We start from the raw sequence: 16,048 nt of genomic DNA, 5'->3' as shown, positions 1-16,048 counted from the left end.
TCACCTGTCGAGCTTCGCTGCATCCGATGGTCACCGACGCGCGTAGCTTTGTCGAACCGCGATGGTTCTTCACAGGGAGCTGGCCATGCGCATCGTGCTGCTGACCTTCCTCATTGGCCTCGCCGGCATTGCCTTCGCGCATCCGGGAGCCGCCATCCAGGTCGCGGCGGATGGGCGCGTGTTCTTCGTCGACACCGGCGGCGGCGTGTTCGTGATCGAACGCGACGGCAAGCTCGTCAAGCACCCCGGGCCTGCGTTCCATTGGTTCGCACTGGATGAAGCGTCGGGATTGTCGAAAACGCCGTGGCCGTCGATCCCCGGTTCCGAGATCGATGCGGTGGGCATGAAGCCGACGGTCGTGTTGTCGAGCGACTTTCCCGTGATCGTCGGACGCGATGGCGCGTTGTATTACCCGCGCCCCGACGGCGAGAAGGAATGGAACCTCTTCCGCGTCGCGCCTTCCGGCGCACGCACCGTGTTCGCAACATTCCCCGCTTCAAAGCGATCCGATGGTGAGTTGCGCTACGTCAACGGGCTCGCGAGCGGTGCCGACGGCGCGCTGTATTTCACGTTCGATCGCTCGATCCACAAGGTCGACGCGAAAGGGCGTGTCTCGACGATCGCCGACAATATCGTCGTGCCGGACTGCGCGCGCATCCCGGGCACCGAAGCGCCGAGCGGCCCGTACCTGCGCGGCCTGTCCCTCGCACCGAACGGCACGATCTTCGTCGCCGCCGCTGGCTGCGGCGCCGTGCTGATGGTGACGCCCAAGGGGGAAGCGAAAACGGTCCTGCGCTCGACGCCGCCGTACTCGCCGACCGCGGTTGCCGTCGCGAACGGCGAGGTTTACGTGCTCGAGTACCTGCACACCGCCTCCGACGATCGCAGCGAGTGGCTGCCGCGGGTGCGGAAAATCACGCGGGATGGCAAGGTCGAGACGGTGGTGCGCACGACGCGGTGAGGGCCGCGACGCACGTCATCGAATGCGCAACGGGAACCACCCCAACACCATCACCACCAGCAAGAGCGGCACGAGCACGTAGTGCACCGGCCTGGCGCGCACGAGCGCCAGCGTCAGCATCGCCGCGATATACAGCACGTTGGGGATCGCTTTGGCCAGGAGCGTCGCAGGCGCATCGCGTGGAGCGGCAACGACGAGATTGGTGATCGTCGCCATCAGCGCCACCATCGAGAACAGGGTCCAGAAGTAGCGACGATTGCGCGCGTAGTATTCCGCGAGATCAAACCCGTCGCGTTCGTCGTCCGGCAACGCCGCGCATGCGAGCAGGAACATCAGGATCAACTGCAGCAGGAGCAGGAGGAACGCGCCGTACTGGTTCCAGACTTCGATGCGTCCGAGCCGATAGAAGCCCCACCAGAACTGCAGCAGCGTCAACAACACCAGCAACGCCGCGATGAGCGGAAGCCAGTGCCAGTGCACCTTCGTTCGCGACCTCAGAAGACGGTGCAGCGAGACGAGTTTGTCCGTGATCGCTAGGCCGACGATGATCGTGACGAGGACGAGCTCGTACTCGAAGGGCGACATGCGGGAGTCGTACACCCCCGGGCCAGTGGTTGGGTGGCCTTTCGTCGGCACCTGCCGCGTGGTGTCAGGTGCACCCAGCCCCGCTGGTCAACGGCGCGACAAGCGCGCACGCACTCCCCACGTGAAGGCGAGGGCATAGCCGAGCAACACGCCGGCGATGCCCGTCCATGCGCCTGCGTCCAGCCAGTGGGCAAAGGTGCCGGACACGTCGCCGGACACATGCCGCCACGTCATCCAGAGCCCCGCGATGACACGCAATGCGACGATCGACGTCAGTCCCAGCACGAGCCAGCGATTGGGCGTGTACACCAACCCCTTCGCGTCGCGTTCGAAACGCGTCAGCCATACCCCGACGACGCCGACGACGACGCCGACCAAGAGCCCCACGCACGCATCGCGCAACGCGTCGTCCATCCAGTGCGCAGCGGCCCAGGCCGACAACAGGAAGATCGGGAGCGACATCGCGAGCAGAAACGCGTTCCCGCGAACGACCCATCCCTGCGCGCGCCGACGCGCGCGGCCGGACGCATAACGCGCCCACAGCGAGACCGGCAACAGCACCAGCCACGTTGCGACCAGTGCGAGCAGGGCGAAAGGCAAGAGCAACAGAGGCATGGCACCCGTCGTAAGTGATGCGCTCGAGCGCTCGGAGTCTACCGTCACTCCTGCAGCAGGCCAGCGACGACTGAATCGTTCACGCTCCCGCACGCGACCTTCACGACGCAGGACAGGCATGCGGCGTAAGCCGAAAGCATGAGCCAGAGCAGCGTCGACACCCATCTCCTGCTGGCGATCCTCAAGGTCGCGCGCGAGGAGTGTTCGCACAATCACTGGGATGAATTGGAGCCGGTGCTCGCCGCGGCGTGGGAGGACCTGCGGGACGATGGGACGCCCCCGTGGGAGATCGTCGCCGACGAAATCCAGCACGCGTGCCGGAAGGAAGGCATGCTCGCCGGTTGAGCGTTTCAGGTTTCGCCATCCGGCGACATCGCGTTGCCAACGCGCATCCCCAGCCGCAGCGCGACGTACACCGTCGCGCACATCGTCGCGAATCCCAGCCATGCGTACGGCCACAACATCGGCATGCCGACGAGCACGAGCCCATCGCTGCCGCCCGGGATCGCGAAAGCACCGGCGCCCATGAGAAATCCGCCGAAGACGCAGCGCGCGATATTGCGAGCGCGCGGCACCACCGGGCGGAAGTCGCCTGACGTCCACGCACCCACCAGGGAACCGGCGAAGATCGCAGCGATCAATGCCAACTGCGTTCCGACATTGCCGATCGTGCCGCGCGCCAGGCCGATGATCGAATCCGTGTACGCCCAACTCCCGAGCACGACGAACGCGAGGAGGAATGACAACCCGATGCACACCGTCGCGGCGTGCGGCGACCAATGGCGCGACCAGGGTCGCGGACCCGCGCGCCGCAGCAGGCGGCCATGCACGAAGACGCGCCACGCGATCAGCACGACGCACGCGATCACCACCCACGCCGGCACGAGGGTCAACATCGTGTGCGCCGCGAGTTGCGCCGGCGCGAACCACTGCGACATCGCCAGGCAACCGAGGAAGAACCCGAGCGGCATCGTGAGATACGCCCAATGCCCGCGACCGATGCGCCCGATCGTGCCGAATGCACAGGCGCCGTTGATCACTGCGCCGATGCCGAGGAGGACACCACCCATCACCGTGTAAAGCGTCGCTTCGTAAGCCGCTGGCATCACGCGCCGCACGCCCACGGCCCCGAGCAACACCAGACCGGCGGCGACCCACAACGCGGCTTCGATCAGTGCGACCAACCGACCGAAGTCGCGACGCCGCAGGATGTCTTCGATCGCCTGCACCGTGCAGAGCCCGCCACGCTGGTTGGCGAACCCGAGCAGGCCGATCGCGAGCAGCCCGAGCGCGAACGCGGCAGCGTTCACGCGGGCAGGCTCATGCGCCGAAGATCAGCGCAGCGTTTCCACCTGGTCGATCCAGGGTCCATAGCCGGCCGCTTCCATCTCCTCGAGGGGAACGAAACGCAACGACGCCGAGTTGATGCAGTAACGCAGACCGCCCTGATCGCGCGGCCCATCGTTGAACACATGGCCGAGGTGGCTGTCGCCGTGCGCGGAACGCACTTCGGTGCGCACCATGCCGTGCGTGGAATCGATGAGTTCCTTGATGTGTTCGGACTGGATCGGCTTGGTGAAGCTGGGCCAGCCGCAGCCCGACTCGTACTTCGCCGACGAGGCGAACAACGGCTCGCCGGACACGATGTCGACATAAATGCCCGGCCGCTCGTTGTGCAGCAATTCGCCGGTGCCGGGGCGCTCGGTCGCGCCTTCCTGCGTCACGAGGTACTGCTCACGGGTGAGCTTGGCGATGGCTTCGGGGGTCCTGCGGAAGTCGGACATGGGGGTCTCCGATTGCGGGTGCGACTGCTGCAGAGATGGGGCGCAAAGGAGAGGGATCAATGCACGGGCGAGGGGCCTCACACGCCTCGTTGCCCGATATATTGGCGGCCTTGCTGTTCGGAGGGGGCCAATGATCGAACTTCCCGTGAGAGATCCGTGCGACCTCTGCGAAGTGGCGGGTCGCGAAGAACGATGGGCGATCATCGACGAAAGCGAACATACGCTCACCGTCATCAATCCGTGGCAATTCGAAACGGGCCAGTGCTGCGTCATCACGCGTCGGCATGTCGCGACGCTGCTCGATCTTTCGCGCGAGGAATGCGAGTCGATCCTCGTCGCGGCCAAGCGAGTCGCAGAGGCGTTGGTGAAGGCTTACGACCCCCTCGGAATCCTGACGTTCCAGAACAACGGGGTGTACAGCGGCCAGGAAACGCCGCACTTCCATTTCCATGTCGTGCCGCGGCAGGCGGGGAGCGACTGGGGCATCGGCCCGCCGCAACTCGCGACATTCGATGGCGCCGGACGTCGGCGGGGGATATCGCACGACCCAGGCGGAGACGCGCAACGTCGAACGCGCGTCCAGGTCTCCGCGAAGCAACTTGCCGAAACCGCGGACCTGATTCGTTCGAATCTGCCGCCGCTCAGGGCGGCGTAAAGTTGATCAGTCGGAGCGATCGGCTTCGGGGTAGCGCTCGGAGCACAGGCGAACGAGCACCTCGTAGGCCGTCGGGTCGCCTTCGCCGACGAAGACAAAGCCATCGCGCGTGATCCGTCGCAGCAGACGCGCCGTGCCGTCGTTCGGGACGTTGAACTCCCCGCAATTGCACACCGCGGGGTGCGCCTGTTGAACAGCCAACGGCGCCTGCATGCAATCGGGCGAAACGACGAATCCGGCGCTTGCGCGGTAGACGGTGAGCTTCACGCGCCGAACATAGCGCCCATCCCCGGACGCTGCACCTCTTCAACCTGAATCGGTCAGGTCGCGCATGCATCCTCCCCGTGTCAGTCTCCGTACTCCCAATGGCTGACCTGAGTAACCGCATGCAGCTCGCCCGCGTTTGGGCAAGGGCGCATGGAAATTACGCCGGGAGCCAACGGGGGCGCTGCCCTGAACGTCCCGGTGACCCATACGTACTTGTCCATCAAGGCTGCGAGCTTCGGTGTCTCTGGCTGGAGTTCGGGAACCAGGTTCTCGACGTAAACCATCGAACAGGTCATGTGATTCGAGTCATCGTGCGTCGGATAAAGCGCCCACGCATCCTCGGCACCAAACCCCGACTCGAAGCGGCCAACGCCGATCACGTGCACGACTTTGCCGTCGTAACGTTCCGGCGTCGTGACAAGGTTGTACATCGTGACGACGACTGCATCTTCAGTCGTAGCCGCGACGCGCAACTCGGGCAACGGGCGGTCTGCGTCAGTGGTGCATGAGGAAAAGGCACACGCTAGCGCCACTCCAATTCCGATCCTGCGCATTGGCTGGTTTCCCCTTTGCCGCCGCAGCCTACGTGACCGGGCTTTATTTCCGCTGAGCTTACCAAGCCTTGCGCATCGCCAGACCGCGGGCCGCACCACTGTCTGCCAGGAGCGGATATCTACGGAAAGCGGCGCTCCAGTTGCTCTTGCCGCTTTCGCTGGGCAAGGCTTTTGAACTCAGTGCGCTCGAGGAAGCTGCCCCGAGGCCAAAGCAAACCAGCGGCTAAGGCTTTTCGATGGACTTCGGATGTGCTCTCGACGCGCTCATACGCCCACAAGCGCCAGCGGGGCACGGAAAGCGACCACCAGCCCCAGGCTGCAACGAACGACAAGAGCAAGATCCCGAGCGTCAGGTCGTCGCGCCCCATGCTCGACGCGATGAACGCAGGGCCGGCAAGCAGCGCGAACACCGGCAGGTTCACGACCAGAGTGCCGACCACGATGGCCGCACCGGAGGTAATCGTGCGCTTTGATTCCTTCATGTGTGCTGGCACTCAACGAGCTCGGATCGGCCCCACATGATCCTATCGAATGTCCGCTTTGGGTCGGAAGCTGCCACCGGGACGAGTGTCCGCTATCGGCCAGAAGCGGACATTAGTCGGGCGGTGGTTTCGCCGTCCCATCCGGCTCCCGGAGCCCCTCAAGGATCTCTTCAGCGACCTTCGTGGCTGACGGTGGCCAACCGGCTTCCATCGGGCCGATGCAACCCCAGCAATCCCCGCCGCAATCAACGGAAAGGGGATCGCCAGCGTTATTCAGTAGACGCCCACAGATATTGCATCGCGCGTCCAATTCATTCCTCCGATGAACGATGTCCGCTATCGGCCAAAAGCGGAAGCTCGTGAAAGCTACGCGAGCCGTGCAGACCGCGATTACAGACGCCACCAAGTCAGCTTTTCGTTTTCATGATCCCAGTAGAGTTGGATCGGGTCGCACTCGCCGTCGACGAGGATTAGCCCTTTTGCGCCGTTGCCCACCTTGCAGCCGGACAACGGTTCGTCCATGGGATCGCACAACAGATCAACGACCTTTAGCTCCACCGGAGACTTGCAGACAGCATCTTGGCGCGCGCGATCCACGCCAAATTCAAGCGTTTGCGGTTCGCCGGAAACATTCGACTGAACGTCGAGAGTGATGGTCTTTGGTGACTGCTTGACTGTCACTGCTTCCGCTTTGCCGTCACCGTTCAAGTCGACTCGCAGGGCGCCGTCGACAGGTGTTGCGAATGCGGGCCCGGCCAGCGCCAGCAACGCGGCGGTAAGGATCCAGCCGTTATCCATGAGGCTATCCAGTGACTCTGAGTCGAGCGCTTTGAGACGAGCGTAGCAGGCTCTGGACCGATGGCGCCCTCCGAGCGAATGTCCGCTTTGGGTCGTAAGCGGACATTCGGCGGCCCCTCCGGCTACCCGCGTGACAGGCGGTCACGGAGTGACCGCTCACGACCATGGCAGACATTCGATTTGTCGGGCTTAATTCCGATGGGTCCAGTTGCAAAGGGGATGCGGGAAGGATTTCCGAGCCACCTTCTCGAGGCATCGAAATGAAACAGCGCATCCTGATTTGGCTGTTTGCGATCGCATCAGCCGCCAGCGCACTTGCCGGGGGACGGGTCTTCCTGTCGGCCGTTGCTACTGCGTCCCTGCGGTAGCGCTCGGCGCCGGTGCGCTGATCTTCGCTGCGCTTTCGTCGTGGCGTCCTGGCGCCGCCGCAAGGCCTTGGCGCAGCCTTGTCGGATCCTGACGCAGCGCTAATGAATCCCCTCTTAGGCTCAGCCGGTGGATAAGCCCGCACTGGAGTCCTTGTCGTCCCGGCTCGCCGCCGCGCGGGACGAACGCGCGCTCCTGCGCGCCGCGTTGCGCCAGGAACTGGCACAGATCCGCGAGACCGTCAGGCGCACCTCCGCGCTCGTGCCCGAACTGACGGAACTGATCACGCACAATGGCATGGGGGCCGTGGCACGCGGTCGCGTCGCCCGCGTTTCTCCCGAGCCCGCTCCGATGACCGTGAGACCACGCGATACGCGCGCGTGGGACCACCTCCTGCGCATGGAAAGGCTGTTCGACCTGGAAGAGGTCACGCGCGACCTGGCGCAACGCGCCGCGGCGGTTCGCGTGACCGATGGCTGCATCTCGCAATTGGTGTGGTCGAATCCGGACAGGTCGGCAACCCATGATTTGTTCGTCCGGGTTGCCGAGATGATCCCCGACGAAGTCGCCCGGGTCAGGGGACGGGTCGACGCGCTGCTGGGCGCAGGCTGAGCGGACGTCCATTCGTTCCCGCAAATTCCGAGAAGCGGGCATTGCGGCATGCGCGCAGGTTGGCGCGCGCGCTCAAGCGGGCCGAGATCGCGCAAGGCGGAGCCGCTTGCTAACGTTCGTCCTGGCCGAGGGCAGTTCAGTCATCGGGATCCGGGGAGATCAACCATGGTTAAAGCGATTGTCGCTGTTTGGATCTACCTGGCGGGTTTGATAGGCACGTTGACGACTGCCGCGTTCCTCGCCGGCGTTCTCGCCCAATACCCCGCCAGCCACATTGAATCGTTTGGCCCCGTCGTGCCCGCTGTCTCCCGTGCCTGGTTGGGGTGGCTTTCCCGCGCGCCGATGTTGCTGGGTACGTGCACGGCCATGTCCGCCATGCTTGGAATCTACCTGTGGCGTTCGCGGCGCCCAATCGATACGCGCCTGTTCGCGGCTGCGGTGATTGCCGCGCTCAACCTGTTCCTGGCGATGTTCTGCGCGGTGGGGTTGTTGCTGGCGTACTTCTACTTGCCGAAGATCGCCAACATGGCTTGAGGCTGCGACAGCCGCAGTTCGCGTCTGTCCGATAGACACGTTCCCCTTGCGCGTAGATGTTCGTTTTCGTTCACCCAGAGAGCGGGGTTGTCGTAGCGACCGACCGTCGGATTCGTGGCCGACGCCGGACGCGCCGCGCGTAGTCCCGGGCGGCAGCTGAGCATCGCAAGACGGAGCCGTACATCGACATCGTCGAGACACCGCCACCGCGTTTCATCGAAGGCGTGCCGACAGCCATTGCCGCGTTTGTCGGCTACGCGCCGAACGGCCCGATCGGAACGCCGGTGCGCATCGATGGCCATGTCGCATTCGAACGCACGTTCGGCGGAACGTTTGACGGCGCGCCGATGGCGTGGGCGGTGCAACAGTTCTTCGAGAACGGCGGCACCGATGCCTGGGTGGTGCGCGTGGAGACGCTCGGCGATGCCGCGGCGTTGCTTGTCTCGCTCCAGCAGCTCCGTGAAATCGACTTGTTCAACCTGCTTTGCGTGCCGGACACCTGCGTGTTGTCGGAAATCGACGCAAGCATCGTCTTCGAAGATGCCGCACGATTGTGCGAGAAGCTGCGCGCGTTCTACATCATGGAGTTGCCTGCGGAGACGACGCAGGAGTCGTTTGCAGCGTTGACCCTCAAGTTGCCGAACTCGCGCAACGCCGCCGTCTACTTTCCACAGGCTACGAGGCCGATCTCCGGCGCCATCGCGGGGCTGTACGCGCGCACGGATGCCACGCGAGGCGTGTGGAAGGCGCCGGCGGGAACGGACGCGCATCTCGTGGGTGTCGCCGACCTGACCGAAGCGCTGGACGATGCGGCGAACGAGCGACTCAGTCGCAACGGCATCAATGCGCTGCGCGTGTTTCCGAACACCGGGCTCGTCGCCTGGGGCGCCCGCACACGCCGCGGCGCGGATGCGTTGGCCGACCAGTACAAGTACGTCCCCGTGCGCCGACTCGTGTTGTTCATCGAGCAGAGCGTGCGACGTGGCACGCAATGGGCGACGTTCGAACCCAACGACGAAACGTCGTGGGCAAAGCTGCAACGCGACGTCGGCGCCTTCCTGCACGGGCTCTGGAAGCAGGGCGCGTTCCAGGGCCGATCGCCGAACGAAAGCTACTTCGTGCGTTGCGACGCGAGCACGACGACCGCGATGGATGTCGAAGCGGGGATCCTCAACCTGGAGTTCGGCGTGGCGCCGTCGAGGGCAGGGGAGTTCATCGTAATCGTGTTGCAGTACGTCGCGCCCGTGCCCTAGATTGGGTTCGCTCCGCACCCGAAAGCGGCCGTTTGACCGCGTGGAGTAGCTCTGCCGCCGCCTGAGCATCGCCGCGACATCGATCGTGTCAGCCTGTTTCCTCCCCAATCCTTGCGAGAAAGCCCTTTGGCAAAGCCCAACTACTCATTCGAAAAGCGCCAGCGCGAGATCGCGAAGAAGAAGCAACAGGACGAAAAGCAGGCCAAGAAGAAGGCCGCGCGCGAAGCTGCGAAGCCCGCCGATGCCGTACGCGAGACGCCTCCCCAAAAGTGAACGCCTCCGACGCAGACCCGCCGCAAATCTGGGTCGACGGCGACGCCTGCCCGGGCGTGATCAAGGAGATCCTGTTCCGCGCAGCAGAGCGCGAGCGCATTCGCGTCACCCTCGTCGCCAATCAGTGGCTGCGATGTCCGCCTTCGCAGTACATCCGCGCGCTCCAGGTGCAAGGTGGGTTCGACGTGGCGGACAGCGAGATCGTGGAGCGTCTGCAGCCCGGCGACCTGGTCGTCACCCAGGACATCCCGCTGGCCGCACGCGTGATCGAGAAGGGTGGGGTGGCGGTCAATCCGCGCGGTGAGCGGTATACCCCCGACAACATGGCAGAGCGCCTGTCGATGCGGAATTTCATGGAGGAGTTGCGCGGCGCCGGCGTTCAGACAGGCGGCCCATCCGCCTTCCACGCACGCGATCGCCAGGCGTTCGCCAATGCGCTTGATCGCTGGCTAGCGCAACGGCCCAAGCGCAGTCGCGCCGCAGGCTGACGGCATGGACGCCAAGCCCTTCGCGCCCGCATGCGAGCGCAACCGTGAGCCGATCCTCGAGGTGCTGCGTACGCAGTTCGCCGACTGCCGCAGCGTGCTCGAAGTAGGCAGCGGCACCGGGCAGCACGCCGTGCATTTCGCGGCCGCGATGCCCTGGCTGTCCTGGCAGTGCGCCGATCTCCCGCCGCAATTGCCCGGCATTCGCCAGTGGCTGGACGAGGCAGGCCTGCCCAACACACCGCCGCCGCTCGCGCTGGACGTGAGCGGGCCGTGGCCGACCGGCCCCTACGACGCGGTGTTCAGCGCCAACATCCTGCACATCGTCGGCTGGCCCGGGGTCGAGGCGTTCTTCGCGGGCGTCGGGCAGGTGCTCGACGCTGCCGGCATGCTCGTCGTGTATGGCCCCTTCAATGCGGGTGGAAGCTACACGAGCGAGAGCAACCGCGACTTCGATGCGTGGCTGAAGGCGCGCGATCCGCGTTCCGGCATCCGCGATGTCGAAGCGGTGCAGGCGCTCGCCGCGCAAGTCGGTCTGCGCGTCGTCGACGACGTGGCGATGCCGGCGAACAACCGTTGCCTGATCTGGCGGCGCGATGGAACTTCGAGTCTGCGCGGGATGATCGGTTGATCAGATGTTCGCGTTCTCAGGCGGCGCGTTGCTGCCCAGGTCCGCTGCCCCCGCAGAGACCTGCTGGCTAGCCGGTTGTTCCATGCCCACCGAGAAACAGGTCATCGATAGCGACCCGTAGGCGTATCCGTCGATCACGACGTCGAGCGGCTGGTTCGTCTCGGCGCCAAACCCTGCGACGTAAAGAAAGGGAAGGAAGTGTTCGGGCGTGGGCGCGACCTGGAGGAAGTCTTGCCGATGCATCAGCGCGGGCGTGTTCCCAGGCGTCGACGTCGCGATCGCAATCGCATCCTTGTTGAACCGTCGCGCCCAATCGAACCCTTCGTCCTTTGCATTCCAGTCGATGGCGCGAAGGTTGTGCACCACGTTGCCGCTTCCCATCACGAGCACGCCGCGGTCTCGTAGTGCGGCGAGTCGTGCTCCCAGCGCCAGGTGATACTCGGGCGGTTTTGCCGCGTTGATCGACAGTTGCACGACGGGGATGTCGGCATCGGGAAACGCATGGACGAGCACCGACCATGTTCCGTGGTCGAGCCCCCAGCTGTCGCGATCCGCACCGACATACTCGGGGTGCACGACATCGGCGACTTCCTCCGCGAGTTCCGGAAGCCCGGGCGCCGGGTATTGCACGTCGAACAACGCCTTCGGAAACCCGTAGAAGTCGTGGATCGTTTTCGGGCGCGCCATCGCCGTCACCGCAGTGGCGTTGATGTACCCGTGCGCGGACACCATCAGGATCGCGCGCGGTCGCGGCACCTGCGCGCCGACTGCACGCCAGGCCGCCGAGTAGCGGTTGCGTTCCAGTGCGTTCATCGGGCTGCCATGGCCGAGGAACAGCGCTGGCATGTGGGGCGAGGCGCTCATGCCGCGATGCTCGCGCACGCTGCGTGAAGGACTCGGTGAGCGAGACGACTTCCCTTAGCCCGTGCTTGCGCCAACGCGCTGCCACGCGCCGACTACGAGCAGGACGAAGTTGAGCAATACCCCCAACGCGTAGAGCACGAGCATGAACGGGCTGCTCCAGCGGAGGAAAAGAGCGAAGCGCCTGCCGAACACATTGGCCGCGAGCCGCGCGCGGTCGTCCGCTGTCTCAGGAAACCAAAACGCGCGGAACAGACGGTAATGGTGCATCAAGAGCCAGGCTGATACGACAAGACCAAAAACAGGTCCGATGATGTCCATGTGGGCCCCCGGTTCGATGCAAGTCTGCGGTCAACGCGCGACTTCATATACCAGCATCGGCTCCAGGTGCGCGATGGCCTCGACGGATTCCGGCGGCCGCCAGGCGAACATCCGGATGCTTATTTTTTCCGGCGTCACGTCGATGATGGAGAACCCGTTCTTCTCGGTAGGCGCGAGCACTTCATCCATTCCGATCAACTGCGACGGCTTGGAGTCGACGCCCCGGAAACACGAGGGGAAGGCGATGTCGCCGCTGGCGAGGGTGCCGCCCGTCACGACGTGCACGTGCCGATCGAACTTCAGTTCACCGGATCGATGTACCGCGCCCGCGCCCGAGGCGTGGAAGTCGCCCTGCACGAGCAGCGGCGCACGTTGCTTCTGCGCGGCAAGCGCGCCGATCAGGCGCTGGTGTTGGTGCAGCCAACCGCGTTGCCAGCCGGGTTTCGCCTCGTAGAGCACCAGTTGCCCGGATTCGGCGTCGAGCAAATCGGGATACCAGTCGCCTAGCTTGCCCGAGGAATACGCGAACGGCAGCGACGGCGCATGGATGAACTGCGCCGTATCTTCGGCCAGGGTGCGCGAGAGCAGCCAGTCCTCGGCCCATTTCGGAATGATGGTCGCCTGGTTGCCCTTGTAGTTGACGTATCGGCGGCAGTCGTAGAGCACAACTTCCAGCAAGGTGCCGTAGCGCAAGGTGCCGAAGGTGAAGTTGCACCCTGGCGCAGTCCACGCCTTGTCGCCGCCCGGCAGCCACGCTGGCCGGTTGGCGTCGGGCAGGAACTCGGGGTAGTAGAGATCCTGCGTCTGCTCGGCGCCGAGCGTGCCATAGGTGTCCGGCGGCAACGAGGCGATGCCCGCGGTGAACTCGTCGTTCTCGAACAAGTCGTGGTCGTCGGTCAGGAAGAACGACGGGATCGATCGCAGGCTCGCGCCGTAGAGTCCAGCGATCTGGTAGTCGCACACGGCGGTGAAGGTGGCGATGTTGCGCGGGTGGAGCATCGGCACGCCGACGTCGAGCGGATCGCCGAACTGCGGCCACACCTGTTCCTGGAAATATTTCGCGAACGGTTTGTTGAGGACGGTCTTGAGGTCCCAGTAGATCTGGTCGCCGTTGGAGATCACCACGTCGGGTTCGAAAGACAACCCGCGCGCGAGCAGGGCCCGACGCGCATCCATGTCGAGCCAGAAGGTCTTGCCCTGGAACGGTGGGCCGTCGAAACCGCCGGGACACGTGTAGGCGAGGATGCGTAGCCTTTCCGCGGCAGCGTCGGGACGCGGGAAGGTGCGCAGCGGCCACGGATCGCACAGCGGCGCGCCGCCAGCATCGAACAACCGCAGCTCGTACTGCGTCGCTGGTTCCAACCCTTCGACGTCGAATCGCCAGAAGCGCCCGCTCGGCCCGCGCTGGGAACCTGCGATCTTGCGTTCGTTCACGGCGAGGTACGGTGTCGCGGTGAGCGCTTCGGTGACGGACACCTTGATGAGGAACCGGGCGTGGCTGGAGGTCGGGATGATGTGCGCGACGCGGCCCTGGTCCCATCGTTTCATGGCGGCTTCCGGGAATAAAAGCAGGACCGGTAGCCTAGCTCACGACGAACTCATCGGCTTCGAATTTGCGTTTGTTCGCCGGGCTCTGCTTGCATAAGCTTCGCCCGGTTGCCATACGGAGGAGTTGCAGATGAAGACGAAGGACATCGCCGTCGCAGTCTCCCTGATGGCCATCGCCGCGGCCGTATGGATCCTCTATCCCACGGTGACCGCGGCCGACTCGTACAGCGGCCGCTTGTCCGACGCGAGGTTCGTGGAGGCCAGGGACCTTCTGGTCGACTACGCGAAGCGGAATCGTGCACGCGGCATCGTCGCACTGAAGTCGCACGACGCGCGTATGGGTGTCCTGTTGTATTGCGACACCGCCCAGATGATGCGGCTCGTCAGCCTGGCGGATGGCGTCACCTACCTTTCCGTGGACGAAGGCGCCGAATTGCGCGCGCCCGAGGTGGCCGCGCTGACACGCCAAGTGGCCGATATGCTCGGCAAGGAGTACGCGCCCAGCATCGCCAGCCGACGCAGGGAGCACAATGCGGTCGACGCGTTCTTCCTGAAATGGCGCGACGGCGTCGACGACGAACGGACGTGCCTATGACTGCGTCTGGCTGGTAGCAAGGGGGCAGACCAATTCCGAATGCCCAGGCTGATGCGCCCTTCGGCAGGCGCGGGTTTGCGCCGGGTGGCAGTGACCGCTTCCGACCCAAAGCGGACGTTGGGTCTGTCGCCTTTCGGATGAGCCTCACGGAGCGTCCCATGCTCTTCGAGCAGATTGAGGTGCTTTTTGCGCAGATCCTTATGGACGGAGTAGGCCATGAACATCACAGGGTCCAGCATCTCCCGGATCGCGTCCAAGTCATGCACGAAACTCGATGCTGCAGCCTCGAACGCATTGCGTTCCGTCATGCGGTGCCCCTGCACATCCCCTGATGGAGCCGAGTCTAAATCAGTGGTTTGCCGCCGGGGCACTGAAACGAAAAAAGGCCACCCGAAGGTGGCCTTTCGCTTCAAATCTGGTGGGCGGTGCAGGGTTCGAACCTGCGACCCTTGCCGTGTGAAGGCAATAAATCTGATCCACAGCCTTCCACGCAAGTCCTCTAATGTGTTGAAATATATAACAAAACATCTGTACAGGTCCAGCGTAATCCGCTAGAGTGTATCCGTACTACGTCCGTACGGATCGCATCATGGCGCGACTGAGCATCGATAAAGCGACGGTCCGAAGTCGGCTGAAACCGAGGCGCGAACCGTATTGGGGAGCTCCGATCGCTCGCGGGCTATTCCTGGGGTTCCGACGTACCAAGACCGGCGGTACTTGGATTGCGCGGGTTCACGACGACGAGAAGCGCCACCGCTATCACAGCGTTGGGCCGGTCTCCCCCGGTCTTGACTACGAAGCGGCGCGCAATAGCGCGCTGGCTTGGAAGCGGCACATCGATGCTGGGGTCACGCTTACGAGTATCGATAGCGTCGCAGACGCTTGTCGGGAATATGTGCAGGACTGCGAAAAGCGGAGGGGGAAAGCGGCTGCACACGATGCCGAGCTCCGCTTCAAGCGAACGGTTTACGACGCACCGATTGGCCGCTTGGCCCTTACCAAGATCACGCAAAAGCGCATCGAGGACTGGCGCGATGAACTGGCGAAGCCGGATTGCCGCCAGCCTGGGCTATCGAAGGCGAGCCTCAATCGCACGCTCACGTCGCTGAAGGCAGCATTGAATTACGCGGTCACGCGCCGGTATGTCTCGGCGGAGCGGGGCATCGAGTGGGGCCTGGTCAAGCCCTTCAAGGTCGACAACCGTCGCGACCTGTTTCTTGATTTGGCGCAGCGCCGGGCGCTTCTCGCCAGCTCCAACGGCGGCGTACGCGACTTGATCGAAGCTGTAATGCTCACCGGGGCGCGAGCTGGCGAACTGACCGCCGCCAAGTGTTCGCAGTTCGATGCGAGGACTTCCTCTATGACGTTTGACGGGAAGACCGGTAAACGATCTGTTCCGCTGTCGCCACCTGCCGTTGCGCTCTTCGCGAGACTTGCGCGCGACAAGTCAGCCGCCGACAACCTTTTCGTCCGCGACGACGGCAAGCCGTGGGCGCCCTCCGATTGGGACAAGCTGGTGCGCGATGCGGCAACCGCGGCGAAGCTGCCAGCCGGGGTCTGCCTCTATACCCTGCGCCACAGCTTCATCACCGAAGCCATAGGTGGCGGCCTGTCACCCCTGGATGTTGCTCGATTGGTCGGGACGTCGTTGGTCATGATCGACAAGCATTACGGGCACCTGGCTCAAACCGCCGCGCGCGAACGCCTGTCTCTCGTTAATTTCGTTTAGCCAACCGATGAACTTGGGGCCGCCCGCAGCATTGGGCCCTCGTCCCCAGTCGAAGGCGGTTTCTGCTGAAAAGGGGAGCGAAGCCGCTGATCGCGTGCTCCCAGCCTGCGCGGCCCGTCGTCGCGATACCATGGACTAA

Annotated in this window: 22 protein-coding genes; 11 read left to right on the top strand and 11 right to left on the bottom strand. The window is 64.3% G+C overall.

The window, feature by feature from the left end; translation table 11 throughout:
• Nucleotides 1–85 precede the first annotated feature (85 nt).
• The gene (locus LK996_RS00850) at nucleotides 86–961 is read left to right on the top strand and encodes a hypothetical protein (RefSeq protein WP_230525286.1); all 876 of its coding nucleotides are present in this window, start codon (nucleotides 86–88) and stop codon (nucleotides 959–961) included.
• Nucleotides 962–976: 15 nt separating this feature from the next.
• Here the strand turns inward: LK996_RS00850 and LK996_RS00845 are convergent, their stop codons facing one another.
• Both LK996_RS00845 and LK996_RS00840 read right to left on the bottom strand, forming a co-directional pair.
• Complete coding sequence (locus LK996_RS00845) at nucleotides 977–1,546, bottom strand: hypothetical protein (RefSeq protein ID WP_230525285.1); 570 nt, start codon at nucleotides 1,544–1,546, stop codon at nucleotides 977–979.
• Between the two features lie 87 nt (nucleotides 1,547–1,633).
• Nucleotides 1,634–2,161 (bottom strand): CcdC protein domain-containing protein, encoded by a 528-nt coding sequence (locus LK996_RS00840; protein ID WP_230525284.1) that lies wholly within the window; start codon nucleotides 2,159–2,161, stop codon nucleotides 1,634–1,636.
• Nucleotides 2,162–2,299: 138 nt separating this feature from the next.
• On the opposite strand from LK996_RS00840, the gene LK996_RS00835 reads away from it, so the two are divergent.
• The gene (locus LK996_RS00835) at nucleotides 2,300–2,506 is read left to right on the top strand and encodes a hypothetical protein (protein WP_230525283.1); all 207 of its coding nucleotides are present in this window, start codon (nucleotides 2,300–2,302) and stop codon (nucleotides 2,504–2,506) included.
• 5 nt (nucleotides 2,507–2,511) lie between these two features.
• Here the strand turns inward: LK996_RS00835 and LK996_RS00830 are convergent, their stop codons facing one another.
• Nucleotides 2,512–3,471 (bottom strand): YeeE/YedE family protein, encoded by a 960-nt coding sequence (locus LK996_RS00830; RefSeq protein WP_230525282.1) that lies wholly within the window; start codon nucleotides 3,469–3,471, stop codon nucleotides 2,512–2,514.
• A 24-nt stretch (nucleotides 3,472–3,495) separates the two neighbouring features.
• Nucleotides 3,496–3,945 (bottom strand): peptide-methionine (R)-S-oxide reductase MsrB, encoded by a 450-nt coding sequence (gene msrB / locus LK996_RS00825; RefSeq protein WP_230525281.1) that lies wholly within the window; start codon nucleotides 3,943–3,945, stop codon nucleotides 3,496–3,498.
• Nucleotides 3,946–4,075: 130 nt separating this feature from the next.
• On the opposite strand from msrB, the gene LK996_RS00820 reads away from it, so the two are divergent.
• Entirely contained in the window at nucleotides 4,076–4,600 is a 525-nt protein-coding gene (locus LK996_RS00820) for an HIT family protein (RefSeq protein ID WP_230525280.1), read from the top strand.
• A gap of 6 nt (nucleotides 4,601–4,606) precedes the next feature.
• Here LK996_RS00820 and LK996_RS00815 read toward each other — a convergent pair whose 3' ends face one another.
• From LK996_RS00815 to LK996_RS00800, 4 genes are all read right to left on the bottom strand, one after another.
• Complete coding sequence (locus LK996_RS00815) at nucleotides 4,607–4,867, bottom strand: hypothetical protein (RefSeq protein ID WP_230525279.1); 261 nt, start codon at nucleotides 4,865–4,867, stop codon at nucleotides 4,607–4,609.
• 80 nt (nucleotides 4,868–4,947) lie between these two features.
• The gene (locus LK996_RS00810) at nucleotides 4,948–5,349 is read right to left on the bottom strand and encodes a hypothetical protein (protein ID WP_230525278.1); all 402 of its coding nucleotides are present in this window, start codon (nucleotides 5,347–5,349) and stop codon (nucleotides 4,948–4,950) included.
• 191 nt (nucleotides 5,350–5,540) lie between these two features.
• Nucleotides 5,541–5,903 (bottom strand): hypothetical protein, encoded by a 363-nt coding sequence (locus LK996_RS00805; protein WP_230525277.1) that lies wholly within the window; start codon nucleotides 5,901–5,903, stop codon nucleotides 5,541–5,543.
• Nucleotides 5,904–6,293: 390 nt separating this feature from the next.
• Nucleotides 6,294–6,701, bottom strand: a complete 408-nt coding sequence (locus LK996_RS00800) for a hypothetical protein (protein WP_230525276.1) — start codon at nucleotides 6,699–6,701, stop codon at nucleotides 6,294–6,296.
• A gap of 495 nt (nucleotides 6,702–7,196) precedes the next feature.
• Here LK996_RS00800 and LK996_RS00795 point away from each other — a divergent pair, with 495 nt between their 5' ends.
• The 6 genes from LK996_RS00795 to LK996_RS00770 all read left to right on the top strand — a co-directional run bounded on the left by LK996_RS00795 (nucleotide 7,197) and on the right by LK996_RS00770 (nucleotide 10,855).
• Nucleotides 7,197–7,679, top strand: a complete 483-nt coding sequence (locus LK996_RS00795; protein ID WP_230525275.1) for a hypothetical protein — start codon at nucleotides 7,197–7,199, stop codon at nucleotides 7,677–7,679.
• A gap of 165 nt (nucleotides 7,680–7,844) precedes the next feature.
• On the top strand, nucleotides 7,845–8,213 hold the full coding sequence (locus LK996_RS00790; RefSeq protein WP_230525274.1) for a hypothetical protein: 369 nt from the start codon (nucleotides 7,845–7,847) through the stop codon (nucleotides 8,211–8,213).
• Between the two features lie 224 nt (nucleotides 8,214–8,437).
• On the top strand, nucleotides 8,438–9,466 hold the full coding sequence (locus LK996_RS00785) for a phage tail sheath family protein (protein ID WP_230525273.1): 1,029 nt from the start codon (nucleotides 8,438–8,440) through the stop codon (nucleotides 9,464–9,466).
• A gap of 126 nt (nucleotides 9,467–9,592) precedes the next feature.
• Complete coding sequence (locus LK996_RS00780; RefSeq protein WP_230525272.1) at nucleotides 9,593–9,739, top strand: hypothetical protein; 147 nt, start codon at nucleotides 9,593–9,595, stop codon at nucleotides 9,737–9,739.
• Nucleotides 9,736–10,227 (top strand): YaiI/YqxD family protein, encoded by a 492-nt coding sequence (locus LK996_RS00775; protein WP_230525271.1) that lies wholly within the window; start codon nucleotides 9,736–9,738, stop codon nucleotides 10,225–10,227. Before LK996_RS00780 ends, LK996_RS00775 begins: the two co-directional genes overlap by 4 nt.
• Nucleotides 10,228–10,231: 4 nt before the next feature.
• Entirely contained in the window at nucleotides 10,232–10,855 is a 624-nt protein-coding gene (locus tag LK996_RS00770; RefSeq protein ID WP_230525270.1) for a DUF938 domain-containing protein, read from the top strand.
• Here the strand turns inward: LK996_RS00770 and ygiD are convergent, their stop codons facing one another.
• Genes ygiD through LK996_RS00755 form a run of 3 tightly spaced genes read right to left on the bottom strand, consistent with a single transcriptional unit; the run spans nucleotide 10,856 to nucleotide 13,585 of the window.
• Nucleotides 10,856–11,719, bottom strand: coding sequence for a 4,5-DOPA-extradiol-dioxygenase (gene ygiD / locus LK996_RS00765; RefSeq protein ID WP_230525269.1), 864 nt, complete (start codon nucleotides 11,717–11,719; stop codon nucleotides 10,856–10,858).
• Between the two features lie 54 nt (nucleotides 11,720–11,773).
• On the bottom strand, nucleotides 11,774–12,037 hold the full coding sequence (locus LK996_RS00760; RefSeq protein WP_230525268.1) for a hypothetical protein: 264 nt from the start codon (nucleotides 12,035–12,037) through the stop codon (nucleotides 11,774–11,776).
• A 30-nt stretch (nucleotides 12,038–12,067) separates the two neighbouring features.
• Entirely contained in the window at nucleotides 12,068–13,585 is a 1,518-nt protein-coding gene (locus tag LK996_RS00755) for an alkaline phosphatase D family protein (RefSeq protein ID WP_230525267.1), read from the bottom strand.
• A 130-nt stretch (nucleotides 13,586–13,715) separates the two neighbouring features.
• On the opposite strand from LK996_RS00755, the gene LK996_RS00750 reads away from it, so the two are divergent.
• Both LK996_RS00750 and LK996_RS00745 read left to right on the top strand, forming a co-directional pair.
• Nucleotides 13,716–14,180: a hypothetical protein gene (locus LK996_RS00750; RefSeq protein WP_230525266.1), complete on the top strand. Its 465-nt coding sequence runs from the start codon at nucleotides 13,716–13,718 to the stop codon at nucleotides 14,178–14,180.
• A gap of 589 nt (nucleotides 14,181–14,769) precedes the next feature.
• Entirely contained in the window at nucleotides 14,770–15,909 is a 1,140-nt protein-coding gene (locus LK996_RS00745; RefSeq protein ID WP_230525265.1) for a tyrosine-type recombinase/integrase, read from the top strand.
• Nucleotides 15,910–16,048 lie beyond the last annotated feature (139 nt).

It is taken from the genome of Noviluteimonas lactosilytica (assembly GCF_020866925.1).
Lineage (GTDB): Bacteria > Pseudomonadota > Gammaproteobacteria > Xanthomonadales > Xanthomonadaceae > Noviluteimonas > Noviluteimonas lactosilytica.
Note: the sequence above shows the minus strand (reverse complement) of the source record. Positions and strands in the feature narration are given on the sequence as shown.